Source organism: Marinobacterium marinum, from assembly GCF_013868415.1.
Lineage (GTDB): Bacteria > Pseudomonadota > Gammaproteobacteria > Pseudomonadales > Balneatricaceae > Marinobacterium > Marinobacterium marinum.
The window spans coordinates 21521-39110 of record NZ_JACEMT010000038.1 but is presented as its reverse complement, the minus strand read 5'-3'; the positions used below and the strand labels follow the sequence as shown (position 1 = coordinate 39110).

17 protein-coding genes are annotated in these 17590 nt (G+C 58.6%); 8 read left to right on the top strand and 9 right to left on the bottom strand.

Going from position 1 to position 17590, the window contains the following annotated elements; translation table 11 throughout:
* Positions 1-82 precede the first annotated feature (82 nt).
* Together H1S06_RS04605 and nudE are read right to left on the bottom strand one after the other, a co-directional pair.
* Positions 83-667: a Fe-Mn family superoxide dismutase gene (locus tag H1S06_RS04605; protein WP_181737695.1), complete on the bottom strand. Its 585-nt coding sequence runs from the start codon at positions 665-667 to the stop codon at positions 83-85.
* Positions 668-827: 160 nt separating this feature from the next.
* Positions 828-1409, bottom strand: a complete 582-nt coding sequence (gene nudE, locus H1S06_RS04600) for an ADP compounds hydrolase NudE (RefSeq protein WP_181737692.1) — start codon at positions 1407-1409, stop codon at positions 828-830.
* 47 nt (positions 1410-1456) lie between these two features.
* Between nudE and yrfG the strand changes: the two genes are divergently transcribed.
* Both yrfG and hslR read left to right on the top strand, forming a co-directional pair.
* Complete coding sequence (gene yrfG, locus H1S06_RS04595) at positions 1457-2113, top strand: GMP/IMP nucleotidase (RefSeq protein ID WP_181737690.1); 657 nt, start codon at positions 1457-1459, stop codon at positions 2111-2113.
* On the top strand, positions 2110-2535 hold the full coding sequence (gene hslR / locus H1S06_RS04590) for a ribosome-associated heat shock protein Hsp15 (RefSeq protein WP_181737688.1): 426 nt from the start codon (positions 2110-2112) through the stop codon (positions 2533-2535). The genes yrfG and hslR overlap by 4 nt, the downstream gene beginning before the upstream one ends.
* Positions 2536-2550: 15 nt before the next feature.
* Here the strand turns inward: hslR and H1S06_RS04585 are convergent, their stop codons facing one another.
* Complete coding sequence (locus H1S06_RS04585; protein WP_181737686.1) at positions 2551-3336, bottom strand: phosphatase PAP2 family protein; 786 nt, start codon at positions 3334-3336, stop codon at positions 2551-2553.
* A 96-nt stretch (positions 3337-3432) separates the two neighbouring features.
* Between H1S06_RS04585 and hslO the strand changes: the two genes are divergently transcribed.
* Both hslO and H1S06_RS04575 read left to right on the top strand, forming a co-directional pair.
* Positions 3433-4305, top strand: a complete 873-nt coding sequence (gene hslO / locus H1S06_RS04580; protein ID WP_181737684.1) for an Hsp33 family molecular chaperone HslO — start codon at positions 3433-3435, stop codon at positions 4303-4305.
* 181 nt (positions 4306-4486) lie between these two features.
* A complete protein-coding gene (locus H1S06_RS04575; protein WP_181737682.1) occupies positions 4487-6034 on the top strand; it encodes a phosphoenolpyruvate carboxykinase in 1548 nt (515 codons plus the stop codon).
* Between the two features lie 65 nt (positions 6035-6099).
* Here the strand turns inward: H1S06_RS04575 and H1S06_RS04570 are convergent, their stop codons facing one another.
* Positions 6100-7020, bottom strand: a complete 921-nt coding sequence (locus H1S06_RS04570; RefSeq protein WP_328515311.1) for a hypothetical protein — start codon at positions 7018-7020, stop codon at positions 6100-6102.
* 53 nt (positions 7021-7073) lie between these two features.
* Positions 7074-8594 (bottom strand): exopolyphosphatase, encoded by a 1521-nt coding sequence (ppx, locus tag H1S06_RS04565; protein WP_181737680.1) that lies wholly within the window; start codon positions 8592-8594, stop codon positions 7074-7076.
* Between the two features lie 194 nt (positions 8595-8788).
* Between ppx and trxA the strand changes: the two genes are divergently transcribed.
* The 4 genes from trxA (at position 8789) to H1S06_RS15695 (ending at position 13034) form a co-directional block, all read left to right on the top strand.
* Positions 8789-9115, top strand: coding sequence for a thioredoxin TrxA (trxA, locus tag H1S06_RS04560; protein WP_181737678.1), 327 nt, complete (start codon positions 8789-8791; stop codon positions 9113-9115).
* A gap of 205 nt (positions 9116-9320) precedes the next feature.
* Positions 9321-10580: a transcription termination factor Rho gene (gene rho / locus H1S06_RS04555; RefSeq protein ID WP_181737676.1), complete on the top strand. Its 1260-nt coding sequence runs from the start codon at positions 9321-9323 to the stop codon at positions 10578-10580.
* Between the two features lie 169 nt (positions 10581-10749).
* Positions 10750-12225: a 4-hydroxy-3-polyprenylbenzoate decarboxylase gene (ubiD, locus tag H1S06_RS04550; RefSeq protein WP_181737674.1), complete on the top strand. Its 1476-nt coding sequence runs from the start codon at positions 10750-10752 to the stop codon at positions 12223-12225.
* Between the two features lie 47 nt (positions 12226-12272).
* Entirely contained in the window at positions 12273-13034 is a 762-nt protein-coding gene (locus tag H1S06_RS15695; protein WP_181737672.1) for an NAD(P)H-flavin reductase, read from the top strand.
* A 59-nt stretch (positions 13035-13093) separates the two neighbouring features.
* On the opposite strand, the gene H1S06_RS04540 is transcribed toward H1S06_RS15695, so the two are convergent.
* The 4 genes from H1S06_RS04540 to hemC are packed head-to-tail and all read right to left on the bottom strand — an operon-like array spanning position 13094 to position 17300.
* A complete protein-coding gene (locus H1S06_RS04540) occupies positions 13094-14338 on the bottom strand; it encodes a heme biosynthesis protein HemY (protein WP_181737670.1) in 1245 nt (414 codons plus the stop codon).
* Positions 14339-14341: 3 nt separating this feature from the next.
* Entirely contained in the window at positions 14342-15586 is a 1245-nt protein-coding gene (locus tag H1S06_RS04535) for a uroporphyrinogen-III C-methyltransferase (protein WP_181737669.1), read from the bottom strand.
* A 15-nt stretch (positions 15587-15601) separates the two neighbouring features.
* On the bottom strand, positions 15602-16384 hold the full coding sequence (locus H1S06_RS04530) for a uroporphyrinogen-III synthase (protein ID WP_181737667.1): 783 nt from the start codon (positions 16382-16384) through the stop codon (positions 15602-15604).
* Complete coding sequence (gene hemC / locus H1S06_RS04525) at positions 16362-17300, bottom strand: hydroxymethylbilane synthase (protein ID WP_181737665.1); 939 nt, start codon at positions 17298-17300, stop codon at positions 16362-16364. Before hemC ends, H1S06_RS04530 begins: the two co-directional genes overlap by 23 nt.
* Positions 17301-17590: the final 290 nt, after the last annotated feature.

Genomic DNA, 17590 nt, shown 5'->3' with positions numbered 1-17590 from the left:
TTTATCAGCCATCCTGCTTGGTTGATGGCCTGAAAACAAGAAAGGCGCCTTGCGGCGCCTTTTCTTATTACAGCAACAGAGCTTAGCCAGCGAAGTTTTCGTTGACGAAGTCCCAGTTGACCAGTGCCCAGAAGTGGCTCAGGTACTCGGGACGCACGTTACGGTAGTCGATGTAGTAGGCGTGTTCCCACAGGTCGACAGTCAGCAGTGCGGTCTGGTCAGCCGTCATCGGCGTACCGGCGTTGCTGGTGTTGACGATTTCCAGTGAACCGTCGGCGTTCTTCACCAGCCAGGTCCAGCTGGAGCCGAAGTTGTTCACTGCCTTGTCGTTGAACTCTTCCTGGAATTTTTCGAAAGAACCCCATTTGGCCGCGATGGCATCAGCGATAGCGCCTGTTGCCGCACCGCCACCGTTCGGAGACAGACAGTTCCAGTAGAAGGTGTGGTTCCACACCTGGGCCGCGTTGTTGAAAACGCCGCCTGCCGGAGCAGTCTTGATGATCTCTTCCAGAGACTTGCCTTCAAACTCGGTGCCCGGTACCAGACCGTTCAGCTTTACAACGTAGGTGTTGTGGTGTTTGCCGTGGTGGTATTCCAGGGTCTCCTGAGAGATGTGCGGTTCCAGTGCATCAATGGCATACGGCAGTGCCGGCAGTTCGAAGCTCATAGTAATCCCCTATATGACAGGTTCAGCAGAAACTAGTTGTTGTCTGTGGAGGTTCGCCTCCATCGTGTCTCGATAATAGCACTGATGATCGGCATTATCATGACACAGTTTGTGCGGTAATCCGGGCAGCGGCTTCCCGATCCTTGCCCTCTGCCCGGTATTAGATGGAGGCGGTTTCCCGAGATACAAGGGGAGGCTCGACGCGGGTCTGCAGTTGCTGGACCAGACAGAGCGCGGCAATGGCTCGTCCTTCCGAAAACGCCGCCTGCGTGAACAGTTCGGGCAGGCGCGACATGGGCCAGGGAATGACTTCCAGCGGTTCCGGTTCGTCACCTTCCAGTTTGCTGGGATAGAGATCACGGGCCAGAATGACTTCCAGACGGTGTCCCATATAGTTGGGCGCAGCCGTCAGTTGACGGACATGGGACAGTTGGCGGGCGGCAAAACCGGCCTCTTCCTGCAGTTCCCGATTGGCGGCCGTCATCATATCCTCGCCGGGGTCGATCAGGCCTTTGGGCAGGGTCAGCACGTAATCCTCGAGCCCGGCGGCATATTCGCGGATCAGCAGGACCTCGTCCTGTTCATTAATGGCAACGATCATGACCGCGCCCAGACCGCCGGTGCGCAGTCGCTCATAACGGCGTTCAACCCCGTTGCTGAAGCGCAGATCCATGGCCTCGATATGAAACAACCGGCTGTTGGTGACTTGGGTTAACTTCAAAATCTCGGGTTTGGCAGTCATACTGAATATCCGCAAACTGTTATTAGCTGTCTGAGTGTTCCCTGATTATGCTTGATTGGCAAGCCATAGACACCGTTCTCCTCGATATGGACGGAACCCTTCTCGATCTGCACTTCGATTCCCACTTTTGGCTGGAGCTGCTGCCTGCACGCTATGCCGCCCGACATGGGGTGGAGCTGGAACAGGCACGGCACTGGCTGCATGAGCGCATACGGCAGGAGCAGGGCGCTCTGAGCTGGTACTGTCTGGACTACTGGACCGAACAGCTGAATCTGCCGGTGGCCCGGCTCAAGCGTGAGATTATGGATCGGATCGGATTTCGACCGGGGGCGCAGGCCTTCCTGGCGGCCCTGAAAGCCAGTGGGCGCCGTACGGTAATTGCGACCAATGCGCACCCTGACAGCCTGGCCCTGAAAGTTGAAGTCACGGCGCTGGATACGCTGGTGGATGTGGTGATCTGTTCCCATGATTTCGGCTACCCGAAAGAATCCCAGTCGTTCTGGCAGGCATTGCACGAAGTCGAACCCTTTAATCCGCAGCGCACCCTGCTGGTGGATGACAGTCTGGCGGTGCTGGATTCCGCCGACCAATACGGCATTGCCCATCTGCTGTCGATTACCCGGCCGGACCTGACGCAACCGGCCCGCCGGATTGATCGTTATGACGCCACCGACGATTTCAGCGAGGTTATTGACGCATTATGAGCCACCATCACAAGGCACAGATGGAGCAGGACAAGCGCCGACAGAGCGGGACTTCCGTGCGGCTGGACAAATGGCTGTGGGCGGCCCGTTTCTACAAGACCCGGGCATTGGCCAAGCAGATGATCGAAGGCGGCAAGGTGCACTACGACGGCCAGCGGAGCAAATGTAGCAAGGCGGTTGAAGTCGGCGCGCTGATTCAGCTGCGGCAGGGCTATGAAGAAAAGACGGTTGAGGTGCTGGCGCTGTCGGATCAGCGGCGCGGTGCCGAGGACGCACAACGGCTGTACCGTGAAACCGAAGACAGCATTCAGGCGCGAGAGGCGCGGGCACAGGCCCGCAAGGTGCAGGGCAGCGCGCCGGACCATCGTCCCGATAAAAAGAGCCGACGCGAACTGCTCAGAATCAAGGGCAGCTGGGATTGAACGTCCGGTCCTGCTTTACCCGCTGAAGAAGGGCAGACGGCCCAGCAGTGGAATGCGGCCGGCCAGACGGTAGAGTGGTCCCAGCAGGCGCAGCAGACCCCGGTTCAGCAGTTGGGGCAGCGGCGAGGCGTAGGCCCAGGCCAGGGTGACCAGCGCCAGGCTGAGGCCGCCGACCGCCGCATCGGTAAACCAGTGCGCACCGCCAAACAGGCGTGGCAGCATCAGGAACAGGGCCAGTGCCGCTGCCACCAGTGTACCGACGTTGCGAGCGTTGAACAGCAGGAAGCCGAGCCAGACCAGCAGCACACTGGCATGGTCGCCGGGAAAACTGGTCGAGGCGCTGTCCTTGGCCGGAATCTCGGGCAGTTCACTGCTGAAGCGGAAGGCGGGTTCCAACTGAAGCGACGGGCTGGGGCCGCTCAGACCATTGGCTTCGGAGTAATCGGACAGCACTTCACGCATGGGCAGCATCAACAGCATCAGCAGCAAAAAACCGGTGAAGCCGGCCTGTAGCTGATTGCGCTTGAGTCCCAGTCCCGGAAAAATCAGGAAGGCCAGCATGAGCAGCGCCGACAGGGCATCCACTTCACGCGTGTTCATCCAGGCCCAGAAATGGCTCCAGATATCGCTGGCAAACAGTGAGCCGTTCAAGGCATAGAACACCTGAGTGTCGAGGCTGCGCCAGAGGGCCCGACCGTTTTCATTAATGAAGCTGAACAGCAGGAGGGCGGCGGCCAGATGCATGCCGATCAGCAGGGCGGGACGCCAGCGGGTGGAAAACACGGGGTCTGGGGTGATCATTTCGGACTCATTCGGCTAGAATTAGGGTTTATCTATTCTAGCAACACCGTCTGACTGACTCACCTGGTCAGGCCAGAAAACCTCGGGAACCGTTTGATGAGCAACCCTGATCAGATTCAGCGTATTCTTTTTGACCAGATTGATGTCCGTGGTGTGGTCGCGGGCCTTGAAAACAGCTATCAGGAGGTGCTGGCCCGTCACGATTATCCGGACGTTCTACAGCGCCTGCTGGGCGAAATGCTGGCGGCGGTCAGCATGCTCAGTTCGACACTGAAGTTTGAAGGGCGACTGCTGTTGCAGGCGCAGGGCGAGGGTGCCGTCAAACTGCTGATGGCCGAGTGTAACCATCACCGGGACTTGCGTGCCATTGCCCGCTATGACGGTGAAGTTGCCGACCTGGCCTTTAACGAACTGCTGGTCAATGGGCGCATTGCGTTGACCATCGAGCCCGAAAACGGTCAGCGTTATCAGGGTGTGGTGCCGTTGGAACACGACACTTTGGCCCGGTGCCTGCAGGCCTACTTCGAGCAGTCCGAGCAGTTGGGTACGTCGATTCAACTGGCAGCCGACGGACAGCGGGCGGCGGGGTTGATGCTGCAGGTGTTGCCGGCGGAAGGCACCGGCGAGGAAGACTGGAACCGTATCAGCATGCTGGCGGCGACACTGCGTGACCACGAACTGCTGGAGCTGGATAACGAGTCTTTGCTGTATCGTCTGTTCCACGAAGAAACCTGTCGTTTGTATGAACCTCAGGCGCTGACGTTCAAGTGTGACTGCTCGCGTGAACGCAGTGCCGAAGCGCTGAAATTCATGACGGAGCAGGAACTGCTGGATATGCTGACACAGCAGAATGGCAGCATCGATGTCGGGTGTCAGTTCTGCAATCAGCAATACCATTTTGATGAAACCGACATTCGCGCATTGTTCAGCGAGCCGGGCTATCTGGATGAGGATGGGCGGATGCACTGAACCGACAGGTGGCGCTCGGACGCATGAATGCCAAATGAGAATGATTCAATGCAGTCCCATCAGCGTACATTTTGTGCAATAATAGCGCCCCAAAAATAACGATTCGAACTGCGTTAACCGGAACGCAGCAGCCTTTTTGCTTTCAGGTAATAGTTTGGCAGAGTGCCAAGGGAATCCAGTAATGACCAAAGAAACCGTCAATAGCGTACACGTGAATCTGACCCCGGCTCAGCTGGTGGAGCGTGCGATTCAGCGTAATGAAGGTGTCCTGGCTGACACCGGTGCACTGGTTGTCACCACCGGACAGCGTACTGGCCGCTCGCCGATGGATCGTTTCATCGTTGAAGAGCCCAGCACGGCTGACGCCATCGATTGGGGCAACATCAACCGCCCCTTTGATGCTGACAAGTTCGACGCCCTCTGGGGTCGAGTGGAAGAATATCTGGCCGACAAAGAGCACTTTGTTGCCGACGTTCACGTGGGTTCGGACCACAATCACTATCTGCCGGTGAAAATGACCACCGAAACAGCCTGGCAGAACCTCTTTGGTTTGAACCTGTTTATCCGCCCTCACGAGTACAACCCGAAGGGCAAGGAAGAGTGGCAGATCATCAATGCGGCCGGTTTTCAGTGTGAGCCCGAGCGCGACGGCACCAACTCCGATGGCTGTGTGATCCTGAACTTTGCCAAGCGCAAGGTCCTGATTGCCGGCATGCGCTATGCCGGTGAAATGAAGAAGGCCATGTTCTCCGTGCAGAACTTCCTGCTGCCGGAAAAAGACGTCCTGCCGATGCATTGTTCGGCCAATATCGGCGAAGACGGCTCTACCACTCTGTTCTTCGGCCTGTCCGGTACCGGCAAGACCACCCTGTCCGCTGACCCTGAACGTTACCTGATCGGTGACGACGAGCACGGCTGGGGCAAGGGCGTGGTATTCAACCTGGAAGGTGGTTGCTATGCCAAGACCATCAACCTGAGCAAAAAGAACGAACCGATCATCTGGGACGCCATCCGTTTCGGCGCCATTGTGGAAAACGTTACTCTGGATGCGGGCCGCAAGGCGGACTACAACGATACCAGCCTGACTGAAAACGGTCGTTGCGCCTATCCGCTGGATCATGTCGAGAAGCGTTCCGCCACCAACATGGGTGACGAGCCGGATGCCATCGTTTTCCTGACCTGCGACCTGACCGGTGTACTGCCGCCGGTATCCGTACTGACCAAGGAAGCGGCCGCGTACCACTTCCTGTCCGGTTACACTGCGCTGGTCGGTTCTACCGAAATGGGTTCCGGTGGCGGTATCAAGTCAACCTTCTCTACCTGCTTCGGTGCGCCTTTCTTCCCGCGCGCAGCACACGTGTACGCCGAACTGCTGATGAAGCGCATCGAAGAATACGGCTCTCGCGTTTACCTGGTGAACACCGGTTGGACCGGCGGTTCTTACGGTACCGGCGAGCGCTTCAGCATCCCGACGACCCGTGCCATCATCAGTGCCATCCAGAGTGGCGCGCTGAAAGATTGCGAGACCGTGCAGCTGGACGGCATCAACCTTGCCGTACCGACAGCGGTACCGGGTGTGGACAGCAAGCTGTTGAATCCGCGTGATACCTGGGCCGACCCGGCTGCGTATGACGCTGCTGCAAGTGATCTGGCACAGCAGTTTGTCAGCAACTTCACCAAATTTGCCGGTGTGTCCGAAGAGATCGTGACGGCAGGCCCCAAAGCCTGAGTCTGACCTGAAAGCAAACCGGATAAACGCCCTGCGATTGCAGGGCGTTTTTGTTTGTGCGCGGCTCAGGAAGTGGAGGCGGGCTGTTTAACCGACCGGACCAGCCAGTACTGACGCCGGAAGCGCGGCAGCAGTCGACTGCACAGTGCAATCATGACCAGTGCGAAAGCCAGACGTGCCCAGAGAATGCCGGACAGGTCGGCTCCCAGCAGCAGAACCAGCAGAGTATCTTCGATCAGGCTGTGGCACAGCCCGAGCAGGCTGATGGCGCAGAAGATATCGGCCGGGTCGATATCCCCCTTTTCCGCCTCGCGAATCAGCAGGCCGCCGCCGTAGGCAAGGCCCAGTGTCATGCCGATCAGGGTGATGGAGAGGGCATTGGGAGCTATGCCGATCAGTTTCAGCAGGGGGCGCAACAGCCATTCCAGCAGGCGTTCAATGCCAAGCAGACGCAGAATACGCAGGGCGGTGATCAGCAGGACGATGACCAGAGCGGTCCAGAACAGTGTTTGCAGTTGGCTCCAGCCCCAGTCCAGCCAGCCGTTGCCCACCGGGTCAGGTGTCCAGGGCGTGCGTGCCGTGTCCTGCAGGGTATCGCTCATACGATAGCTGTGATGCAGAATGAAGCCGAGCAGCAGGCCGCCGCCGAGGCGTAGTGCCAGTTGTGGCAGAACACGGCAGCCGGCCTTTTGAGCCACCCGGATCTCGACCGGCAGGTTGTGAGCGCTGAGCATCAGCGTACCCAGTACGGTGACTTGGGCCAGGCTCCAGCTGTCGGTTCCGGCGGTAGAAAAAAAGATCACGATGCCGGTATAGATATTGGTGAGCAGCGTGGTGGCCCAGATCAGGCCTGCTTCGGGAGGCAGTCCCAGCCCGCCCATGAGGGGACCAAGCAAGCGGGCCAGTTGTTCGGTTGCACCCAGTTCGGTCAGAACCCTGACAATCAGAATCGCGGGGATCATGATTTTGAACAGGGTCAGAATCACGTTGTAGCTGTCGCCGGCAATTTCCCTGCCGGCGTGCAGCAGCTGTTTGAATATCAGTTGGCTTTTAATTTGAAATCAATACTGCGCAGGTAGGCAGCCTCCTGTTCAAGGTCGGCGCGGGTCAACGGATGATGGTCGAGCCAGCCGGGCGGGAAAGTCAGATCGATTCTCGTCCCATCCACGCGCAGAGTAAAGGCGGGCAGACGCGCCTTGCTGCGGCTGCGATGCATGATCACCGACAGGCGCAACAGCAGACAGAGGTAACGATAGGGATGACGCAGTTCGTCGGGAAGCTGGCGGTACTCTTCCTTGGGGAACTTGCGGCGATGACCGCGTACCAGAAAGGCCAGCAGTTGCTGCTCCAGTCGGGTAAATCCGGGCAGGTCCGAGTGCTGTAACAGGTAGGCGCTGTGTTTGTGAAACTGGCTGTGTGAGACCGCCAGTCCTATTTCGTGGCAGCGGGCGGCCCAGCTCAGCATATCGTGATAGCTGCCGGCCTCCAGGTCCCAGTCATCCTTGACCTGAGCCAGAGCGATCAGGGCGGTTGCTTCGATTCGCGTGGCCTGTTTACGGTCCAGCAGGTAACGCCGGGTGAGTGCGTGAATGGTGCGCTCGCGCACGTCTTCGTGGCGCAGGCGTCCAGCCATGTCGTAGAGAACGCCTTCACGCAGGGCACCTTCGGAAAAACTCATCTGTTCAACACCGAGAGACTCGAAAATGGCGCTCAGGATGGCGACGCCGGCCGGCAGTACCGAACAGCGTTCCGGCTTGATGCCGTCAATATGGAGTTGTTCCACATTTTTGCACTCGACCAGATAGCGGCAGAGCTGGTCCAGTGCCTGACGCGTGATCTGCTCGTGGCTGAAGCCCAATGAAATACAGGCCTGCAGGGTAGCCTTGACGGTGCCGGATGCACCGACGCTGCTGCTCCAGCCGAGACGGCGGTAGTCGCGCCGGATCGACAGCAGTTCCTGCATGGCGGCGGTGCGTGCCGCCCGCATGGCCGTTTCGGTAATGTGTCCATCGGCGAAGAACTGGTCGGTGTAACTGACACAGCCCATGTGCAGGCTTTCGCGCACGCGTGGCTCAAAACGTTCGCCGATAATGCATTCGGTACTGCCGCCGCCAATATCCACGACCAGGCGGCGTCCACTGTCGTCGGCCAGGGTATGGGCGACGCCGAGATAGATCAGTCGTGCTTCTTCGCGCCCGGCAATGACCTCCACGGGGATACCGAGCAATGCCTGAACCCGGCGGATAAATTCATCGCTGTTGCGCGCCTGGCGCAAGGCGTTGGTCCCGACGATCCGGATGGACTGGCGAGGCAGCTCGCTGATGCGTTGCCCGAACCGGCCCAGGCACTCGAGACCACGTGCCATGGCGTCTTCGGTCAAACAGTCGTCGGCATCCAGCCCCGCCGCCAGCTGCACCTTCTCCGACAACACATCCAGCGGTTTCAGCTCACCGGCAAACAGCTGGGATACGATAATGTGAAAACTGTTCGACCCCAGGTCGATGGCGGCCAGCAAAGAAGGTTCGGGAGTCGGGGCCTGCGATGGATCCTGAGCGTGCATTAAACAATATCCTCTGTATCAAACGCGTACTAGCGCTTAAAAATACCGGTTATGTGGTCCTGCGCGCTACCCCATTTTAATGACAGTCACCCGCATGGCGGGTGGAAAGGGTGGGAATATGGCGGGAATCTGTAACAGGTGTTATCATCGATTCCATCGTTTCTAACGCACCAGGTGCACTGGAGAATCTATCCATGAGTGAAAATATCGTCAACGTAACGGACGCCTCCTTTGAAGAAGATGTGCTCAAGGCAGATGGCGCTGTACTGGTAGACTACTGGGCCGAGTGGTGCGGACCTTGCAAAATGATCGCCCCGGTACTGGAAGAAATTGCCAAGGAATATGACGGCAAGTTGAAGGTCTGCAAATTGAACATCGACGAAAACAACGAAACCCCGCCGAAGTTCGGCATCCGCGGCATCCCGACCCTGATGCTGTTCAAGGGTGGTAACGTTGAAGCGACCAAGGTCGGCGCCCTGTCCAAGTCTCAGCTGGCCGCCTTTATTGACGCCAACCTCTGACAGCGTCTCGGATAACGCAGCCGCCCCGGCTGCGTTTTTGTTATTATCGGCTGGACACTGTCCCGGTTAGCTTTTATAGTAGATTCACTTGTCGGCCCGGCGATCCACTCCGTGGGCTTCAATAGCTGTATCTTAACCTTATTCTTCTGACTAACCTCCCGGTTTCCATCCGTAACCAGTCGATAGCGGCTGCTTCCTGAAAACTATGAATCTTACCGAACTCAAACTGAAAAGCGTTCCGGAACTTCTGGAAATTGCTACCGAAATGGGCCTCGAGAACATGGCCCGATCTCGCAAGCAGGATGTCATTTTTGCCATTCTGAAGCGTCACGCCAAAAGCGGCGAAGACATCTATGGCAATGGTGTGCTGGAGATCCTGCAGGATGGTTTCGGCTTCCTGCGTTCCGCCGACTCCTCCTATCTGGCCGGCCCTGACGACATCTATGTATCGCCGAGCCAGATTCGCCGTTTCAACCTGCGTACCGGTGACACCATTGCCGGTAAGATTCGTCCGCCGAAGGATGGCGAACGCTACTTCGCGTTGCTGAAGGTCAACGAGATCAACTATGACCGCCCTGAAAACGCGAAGAACAAGATCCTGTTCGAGAACCTGACGCCGCTGTTCGCGCAGGAACGTCTGCGCATGGAACTCGGCAACGGCAGTACCGAAGACCTGACCGCTCGCGTAATCGATCTGGTCTGCCCGATGGGCAAGGGTCAGCGTGCCCTGATCGTGTCACCGCCGAAAGCCGGTAAGACACTGATGCTGCAGAACATTGCCAACAGCATCACCCGTAATAATCCGGAATGCTACCTGATCGTTCTGCTGATCGACGAGCGTCCGGAGGAAGTGACCGACATGCAGCGCACCGTGCGTGGTGAGGTGGTTGCGTCGACCTTTGACGAGCCGCCGGCGCGGCACGTACAGGTTGCCGAAATGGTGTTGGAGAAGGCCAAGCGTCTGACTGAGCACAAGAAGGATGTGGTGATCCTGCTGGATTCCATCACGCGTCTGGCTCGCGCCTACAACACGGTCATTCCGTCATCCGGCAAGGTGCTGACCGGTGGTGTTGATGCGCACGCTCTGGAACGTCCGAAGCGCTTCTTCGGTGCGGCCCGTAACATCGAAGAGGGCGGCAGTCTGACCATTATCGCGACGGCACTGGTCGATACCGGGTCGAAGATGGATGAAGTGATCTTCGAGGAGTTCAAGGGTACCGGTAACTCCGAAGTGCACCTGGATCGCAAGATTGCTGAAAAACGCGTGTTCCCGGCGATCAATATCCGCCGTTCAGGCACCCGCCGTGAGGATTTGCTGACCAGCGAGGAAGAGCTGCAGCGCATGTGGATTTTGCGCAAGCTGCTGGATCCCATGGATGATTCCGCCGCGACCGAGTTTGTCATCGACAAGCTGAAGGATTTCAAGACCAACGACGAGTTTTTCCTGTCAATGAAACGCAAGTAAAACGATCGTCACCGGCCACCGGATCGGCCTCACAGGGTAAGCGTAAAAACTTACCCTTTTTTATATGCGGAACCGGGGGCTGACGAGAACCGAGGCGGCCCGACCCCATACGGGGCACGACCCGTTTGTCGCCAGCCTGGACGTAGCTAAATCTGAGACGAGCCAATCCATGTCGACACCCAAATACAAGGACCTGCGTGACTTCATCACAATGCTGGAGCAGCGCGGTGAATTGAAACGCATCAGCATGCCGGTGGACCCGGTGCTGGAAATGACCGAAATCTGTGATCGCACGCTCAGGGCCGGAGGCCCGGCACTGTTGTTTGAACACCCCAAGGGGTATGACATGCCGGTACTGGCCAACCTGTTCGGCACCCCGGAGCGGGTGGCGTTGGGTATGGGCGAAGAGTCGGTAACGGCGCTGCGTGAGGTGGGCAAGCTGCTGGCACAGTTGAAGGAGCCTGAACCACCGCGCGGCATGAAGGATGCCTGGGACAAGCTGCCGCTGTACAAGCAGGTGCTCAATATGGGACCCAAGCAGATCCGCAAGGCGCCCTGTCAGGAAGTGGTGATCGAAGGTGATGAGGTCGATCTGCACCAGATCCCGATTCAAACCTGCTGGCCCGGCGATGCCGGTCCACTGGTTACCTGGCCGCTGGTCGTGACACGAGGGCCTGAAAAACCACGCCAGAACCTGGGCATCTACCGGCAGCAGCTGATTGGTCGCAACAAGCTGATCATGCGTTGGTTGGCGCACCGGGGCGGCGCACTGGATTTCCGAGAGTGGCAAGCGGCTCACCCTGGGGAAAAATTTCCGGTTGCGGTGGCATTGGGTGCTGACCCGGCGACCATTCTGGGAGCTGTGACTCCGGTGCCCGATACCCTGTCCGAATACGCCTTTGCCGGTCTGCTGCGTGGCGGCAAGACGGAGGTGGTCAAGTGCTTAGGCAATGATCTCCAGGTGCCGGCCAGCGCCGAGATTATCCTCGAGGGCTACATCGACCCCGAGGAGATGGCAGATGAAGGTCCGTTCGGTGACCATACCGGCTATTACAACGAAGTGGATTCCTTCCCTGTATTCACGGTTGAACGAATTACCCGGCGGCAGGATGCCATTTATCACAGTACCTATACCGGCCGTCCACCTGACGAGCCGGCGGTGCTGGGAGTGGCGTTGAATGAGGTATTCGTGCCGATCCTGCAGAAGCAGTTTCCCGAGATTGTCGATTTTTATCTGCCACCGGAGGGCTGCTCCTACCGCATGGCCGTGGTGACCATGAAGAAACAGTATCCGGGACACGCCAAGCGGATCATGCTGGGCGTTTGGTCCTTCCTGCGTCAGTTCATGTACACCAAGTTTGTCATTGTTTGTGACGACGACGTCAATGCCCGTGACTGGAAGGACGTCATCTGGGCGATCACTACACGCATGGACCCGCAGCGGGATACAGTGATGATTGACAATACGCCGATCGATTATCTGGATTTTGCCTCTCCGGTGTCAGGGCTGGGCTCCAAGATGGGGATGGACGCGACCAACAAGTGGCCGGGCGAAACCAGTCGTGAGTGGGGTGAGCCGATCACCATGGACCCGGCGGTGAAGGCGCGGGTGGATGAAATCTGGGACCAGCTGGATATATGTTAAACCCAATCGACCGAACGGCGGATCTGTTCGGGCAGGGAGAAGAATAGGTGTTTTCCGTAGACAAGAAGTATTGCGATATTACCGGTTTCAATGCGCTGAACCATGATGTGTACAGGGTCCGACTGAGGCTCAAGGCCGATGACCCGGAATCGGTGCACTTTCGTGCGGGCCAGTATCTGGATCTATGTCTGCCGGATGGCAAAAAAGCCTCGTTTTCCATAGCCTCGGCCCCGGATCAGGGGCGTGACCTGGAACTGCACATTCGTGAAGTGCCGGGGAGCGAGTTCAATGCGCGTATCCTGGAGACCCTGAGAACGCGAGACGAGATCGAGGTTGAACTGCCCAAGGGCGAGGTGAGCCTGAGTCAGGCGGAGGTGACACCGGACACCCGCTTTGTCTTTGCTGCAGCCAGTACCGGGTTTGCCCAGATCAAGAGCATGGTTGAACATCTGCTGGCCAACCAGGTGTCTAACCCGATCGATATTTACTGGGGAGCGCGGGTCGAGGCTGATCTCTATCTGGAGCGACTGCCTCAGCAGTGGGTATCCGAACATGCCAATGTGCGTTTTGTGCCGGTGGTGAGTGAGCCGGAGAACAGTCCGGGTTGGCAGGGGTGTACCGGGCTGATGCCGGACGTACTGGCGCAAGAACTGCCCGCTGATTGCGCCGATCTGGCCGTATATGCCTGTGGTTCACCGGGTATGGTGCATGCATTGGTTGATCGCCTGGAAGCTCGCGGTGTCCGTGCTGATCAGATCCATTCGGATGTGTTTGCCTGGGCACCGCGACCGGGCAAGAGTGCGTCCTGACAAAGCGATGCGGGATATGAAAAAGGGCAGTGTGAACTGCCCTTTTTTGTACGTTTGGTTTAGTGAGTTTCTTGAGGTAGAGGCAGCGCGGGCAGTTGTGGCGCCACGCGAGTGAAATTAGCCTGCATCAGCTGGGATGCACGCTCGGTTTCACCCAGGTGCTGCAGCAGGCGCTGCAGTTCGCCGAAGGTTTCCACGCGTGGTGCCAGTTCGAAGCTGCGTTCGAAGTAACCAATGGCTTGTCCCCAGAGGGAGTTGCGCATGCTCAGGCGGCCCAGCGTCAGCTCGAGTTCGGCGCAGTCCGGGTGTTTTCGGTGCCAGCCCTTGGCAGTATCCAGCTGTTTTTGCGGATCCTTGCCCGCCAGTGTGCCGTAGACCTCGACCAGGTGGTTGTCCCATTTGCGCTTGATCAGGTCCTGCAGTACTGCCTCCGCTTCAGCTTCGGCACCAATCTGGCGCATCAGGTCGCTGTAGCGGGTGATGAGTTCAGGATCACGCAGCAGGTGTGCAGGCACGGCCTGCCAGCTGCGGCTGAGGACGCGCAATTTTTCCTGTTCGTCAGTGTCGGCCGGCAGCGTTGCCAGGCTTTGTGCCAGGCGCTGCAGGTGGCACTGTTGCTCCAGCTGCATCATTTCACGGTCGTTGATCACGCCTTGCCGTTTCAGCTCGGGCAACAGCTGAATCAGGGCCAGCCAGTCCTCCAGACGCAGGTAGACCTGTTGCAACAAGCGCAGAACCTGGGAATTTTTCGGTGCCAGACGACGCAGATTCAGCAGGTTGGCCAAGCAGGGCTCCAGCTGACCGCGCTCCAGCTGGAAAGTGGCCTGAGTGAGGCCAATGGTGACCTCTGCCTGGGGAGTGGCGGTCCGGGCCTTGTTGAGCAGGGCATCGGTGCCGCTGTGGTCACCCTGTTCATGGGCGGCACGTGCTGCTGCCAGGTACTTGATGGCCGGCAGGTCGGAATGTTCGGCAGCCTGACTCAAGTAACGCTGGGCTTTCCACCAGTTGCCTTCCGACAGCGCGATCATGCCCTTGAGTGACTTGCGGCGGTTGGCCTTCTGGCTGCGTCTGCTCTGCCAGCCCCGGACTTTGGCGCCGGGAAGGTGAGCGTTGCCGATCAGGTTGAGCAACCAGTGGCCCAGCGCAAAGGCGACCAGCAACAGCAACAGCAGTACCCACAGGCTGGTTTCAACCGTCGTCTCCTTGTAGGCCAGCAAGACGTAACCGGGGTCCTGCACCATCATCTGGCCCAGCCAGGCACCGGCGACCAGGAATATCATCAGGAAGATAAACAGCTTCTTCATGGATCAGCCCTCCGCCCGCAGGTCCTGCATTTGACGCAGGTAGGTTTTCAGACTGGCCAGCGAACCGGAAATATCCGGCAGTTCGGGGGCCACGTTGACCGCTTTCAGTTCCTCCAGGCTGTTCAGCATGGCCTGGGTAGTGGCGCTTTTGGTATCAAAGTGGCTGCCGATCCAGTCATGGGCCTTGGTCAGGCTTTCATCGTATGCCTGTTGCTCGCGCTGCAGCAGCGCCATCTGGGCCTGCTCCATCATCAGGTGCAGGTTTTGTTGCAGGAAGAAGGTTTGCTCCGGTGACATCAGCGGCTTGACCGGTTCGTCGCGGTGCTGGATGACGATCAGTGTCTCGAACTTATCCACAGCCTTGTTCCAGCTGGCCTTGAGGCCGTCTCCCCAGGACTTTTCCACACTTTCCGGCGTGATCTCTTCCAGCAGGGCGGGCAGCTTGCGCTTGTCGGTGATGGGCGTTACACGCAATTCATTGACCTGGCGGTTCAGTGCGGACAGTTGCAGGAAGATGCCTTCGGTATCCAGTGTGGGGACGGCCTTCAGCGCGGCGATATCATTCGCCAACGCCTTACGAACGTCATACAGGCTGACATCGTCCGCCTCGCGCAGGCTTTCGTCGGCGGACTTCAGCAGGGTCAGGGCACCGGCCGGCGTCTGCTCCATCATGACACGCTGATTCGCCAAACGCAGCAGATATTCCACTTCGGCCAGCAGCCAGTCCTTGCGACTGACTTCGGCGTCAGCAGTGATTTGCTGAATACTGCGTGTCAGGCGGTTCTGGAGTTCGTCAATATTGCGCTTGTCGGCTTCGGCGCGGGCCTGCAGCTGCCCCAGTTGCTGACTGACCTTGGCAACCGATTGCGCGGTGTCGGCACGACCATTGGCCAGTGCCGTGTCAATCTGCTGCTTGATCTGTCCCTGCAGCTGGCTGTTCTGCTGCTGCAGCTGCCAGCCTTCCCAGGCCATGTAGCCGCCACCGCCCAGAGCGATGACCGACAGCAGCAGGGCCAGCTTGCCGGGCCAGGTTGCGCCGCAGCGGCGTTCGCTATCTGCAGAGCCATTGCTCGCGGCGGGCGGAGCGATAGCAGCGGATTCGGAGGACGCCGTGTCGGTGGTCTGGGTGGCGTCGTCCGCTTCGGGTCCGGGAGCGGCCCCGGATACGGTCTGGGCTTGATCGTCGGTCATAGGAGTTGAGGTCGCGCTGTCTTGTTGTTCATTACTGTGCTTGCGGGTCTCTTTCATGCCGTGTTCCGGAGGTCAGGCGGGTAGCAAGGCATCGACCATTGACTGGTCGTCCGGCCCCTGGGCTACCCTGATTCGGTTAAATCCCAGCGAATTGGCCAGCTCGGCAAGGCGGGCGCTGGGTACGATGATCAGGACATCAGTCAAAGCATCAAAGGCTGCGCAGAGGTGAATCAGGTTGCGCAGGGCTTGACCACTGGTGATCAGAATAGCCGATAAAGGTTGTGCATAAATAGTACTTTGGATAACCCCCTGGGTATGTTGGGGGCAGGTGCGGCGGTAAATGTGAGCAAAGTCCACTCGAGCGCCGCGTTGGCGAAGAGTATCGGCCAGCAGGTCGCGTCCGCCTTCGGCGCGCAGAATCAGGACTTTTGCGCCAACCATGTTTTGCATGGACGGGTGTGCGAGCAGGGTTTCCGAATCGAAGCCGCCGGTCGCATACCAGGCGGGAAAGCCCAGCCGGGTCAGTGTGTCGGTAGTCTGTTGACCGATGCCAACCCAGCGCACACCCAGCGGGAGTTGAGGCCAGTAGGCATCAATCCAGTCTGCTCCGATACGGGCGGCGTTGGGGCTGACAAACACGACATCACGGTACAGGTCCAGATCCAGAATGCATTGCTTGCACTGCTGGTAGTCGGCATCCTCGCTTGAGGTCGGGACGATGTCCAGCAGGGGTAGCGCCACCGGATCGGCACCTTGTTGCCGCAGATAGTTGATCTGATTGGCAGCCTGGTGTGCGGGACGTGTAACCAGTACCCGTTGTCCGTGCAACGCTTTAACCACGTTCGGTATAGACATCTTTCAGGATGACGTCAGCCCCGGCCTCGAGCAGGCGCTCGGCCAGCGTAATGCCCATCGCCTCGGCATCGGTGCTGGGCCCCCGTATTTCGTCGCGCAGGACCAGAGTTCCGTCGGGACGGCCGACCAGGCCGCGCAGCCACAGCTCATCGCGGGCAGCATCCAGGGTGGCATAGCAGCCAATCGGGACCTGACAGCCCCCTTCCAGGCGACGGTTCATCGCGCGTTCGGCCAGGACACGGCTGGCGGTAGACACGTGATGCAGCGGTTTGATCAGGGCGATCAGTTCGGCATCGTCATTACGGCACTCAATACCGACGGCGCCTTGTCCACCGGCTGGAAGGCTTTGTTCCGGAGTGATTTCTTCCCGGATGCGGTCGCCCAGCTCCAGGCGCAGCAGGCCTGCGGTGGCCAGCAGGATGGCATCGTACTCGCCGTCATCCAGCTTGCGCAGGCGAGTCTGCACGTTACCACGCAGGAAACGTACCTGCAGATCGGGACGGCGTTCACGAATCTGTACTTCGCGCCGCAGTGACGAGGTGCCGACAATTGCACCTTCAGGAAGGTCATCAAAGCGGTCAAAGTTATTGCTGACGAAGGCATCGGTGGGACGCTCTCGCTCGCAGATGACGTGCAGTCCCAGGCCGTCGGGGAATTCCATGGGGACGTCTTTCATTGAATGGACAGCGATGTCGGCTTCGCCGCTGAGCAGTGCATGTTCCAGTTCCTTGACGAACAGGCCCTTGCCGCCAATCTTGGCCAGTGGCGTATCCAAAATCTTGTCGCCGCGGGACTCGATTTTAAGCAGTTCGACCCGAATGTCGGGGTGATGCCGCTCCAGCTCGGCCTTGACGTATTCGGCCTGCCAGAGGGCCAGCAAGCTGCGACGGGTAGCGATGCGGATAGTTCTGCTCATGGTCAAATCCTTGTCAGGAGGCGGAGCCTCGCCGGGTCGAATAAATAGCTACCAGTGTAACAGAAAGCGGGACAACGGTTGACCGCTGAAGGTCAGCCGTCAGCAAGCCGGTTGATGCGGGCTTCCCGCTGTTATTCAGTCGGCTGCCGCGGCAGATGCGTCATGCCGGCATGCCATAACGAGTGGGTCGGGGTTCAGTATTGGCCATGCTGTTGATGGGAAAGGGCTGTATAATCAGGGCATCGACATTCACCGGCCCATGCAGGGGCCGATTCAGCGTCAGCGAGGTA

Coding starts and splice junctions, on each gene's coding strand:
- H1S06_RS04605 (WP_181737695.1), bottom strand. CDS start 667: ATGAGCTTCGAACTGCCGGCACTGCCGTATGCCATTGATGCACTGGAA.
- hemC (WP_181737665.1), bottom strand. CDS start 17,300: ATGAGCAGAACTATCCGCATCGCTACCCGTCGCAGCTTGCTGGCCCTC.
- H1S06_RS04540 (WP_181737670.1), bottom strand. CDS start 14,338: ATGAAGAAGCTGTTTATCTTCCTGATGATATTCCTGGTCGCCGGTGCC.
- H1S06_RS04585 (WP_181737686.1), bottom strand. CDS start 3,336: ATGATCACCCCAGACCCCGTGTTTTCCACCCGCTGGCGTCCCGCCCTG.
- H1S06_RS04575 (WP_181737682.1), top strand. CDS start 4,487: ATGACCAAAGAAACCGTCAATAGCGTACACGTGAATCTGACCCCGGCT.
- hslR (WP_181737688.1), top strand. CDS start 2,110: ATGAGCCACCATCACAAGGCACAGATGGAGCAGGACAAGCGCCGACAG.
- nudE (WP_181737692.1), bottom strand. CDS start 1,409: ATGACTGCCAAACCCGAGATTTTGAAGTTAACCCAAGTCACCAACAGC.
- H1S06_RS04535 (WP_181737669.1), bottom strand. CDS start 15,586: ATGAAAGAGACCCGCAAGCACAGTAATGAACAACAAGACAGCGCGACC.
- hslO (WP_181737684.1), top strand. CDS start 3,433: ATGAGCAACCCTGATCAGATTCAGCGTATTCTTTTTGACCAGATTGAT.
- H1S06_RS04530 (WP_181737667.1), bottom strand. CDS start 16,384: ATGTCTATACCGAACGTGGTTAAAGCGTTGCACGGACAACGGGTACTG.
- trxA (WP_181737678.1), top strand. CDS start 8,789: ATGAGTGAAAATATCGTCAACGTAACGGACGCCTCCTTTGAAGAAGAT.
- ubiD (WP_181737674.1), top strand. CDS start 10,750: ATGTCGACACCCAAATACAAGGACCTGCGTGACTTCATCACAATGCTG.
- rho (WP_181737676.1), top strand. CDS start 9,321: ATGAATCTTACCGAACTCAAACTGAAAAGCGTTCCGGAACTTCTGGAA.
- ppx (WP_181737680.1), bottom strand. CDS start 8,594: ATGCACGCTCAGGATCCATCGCAGGCCCCGACTCCCGAACCTTCTTTG.
- yrfG (WP_181737690.1), top strand. CDS start 1,457: ATGCTTGATTGGCAAGCCATAGACACCGTTCTCCTCGATATGGACGGA.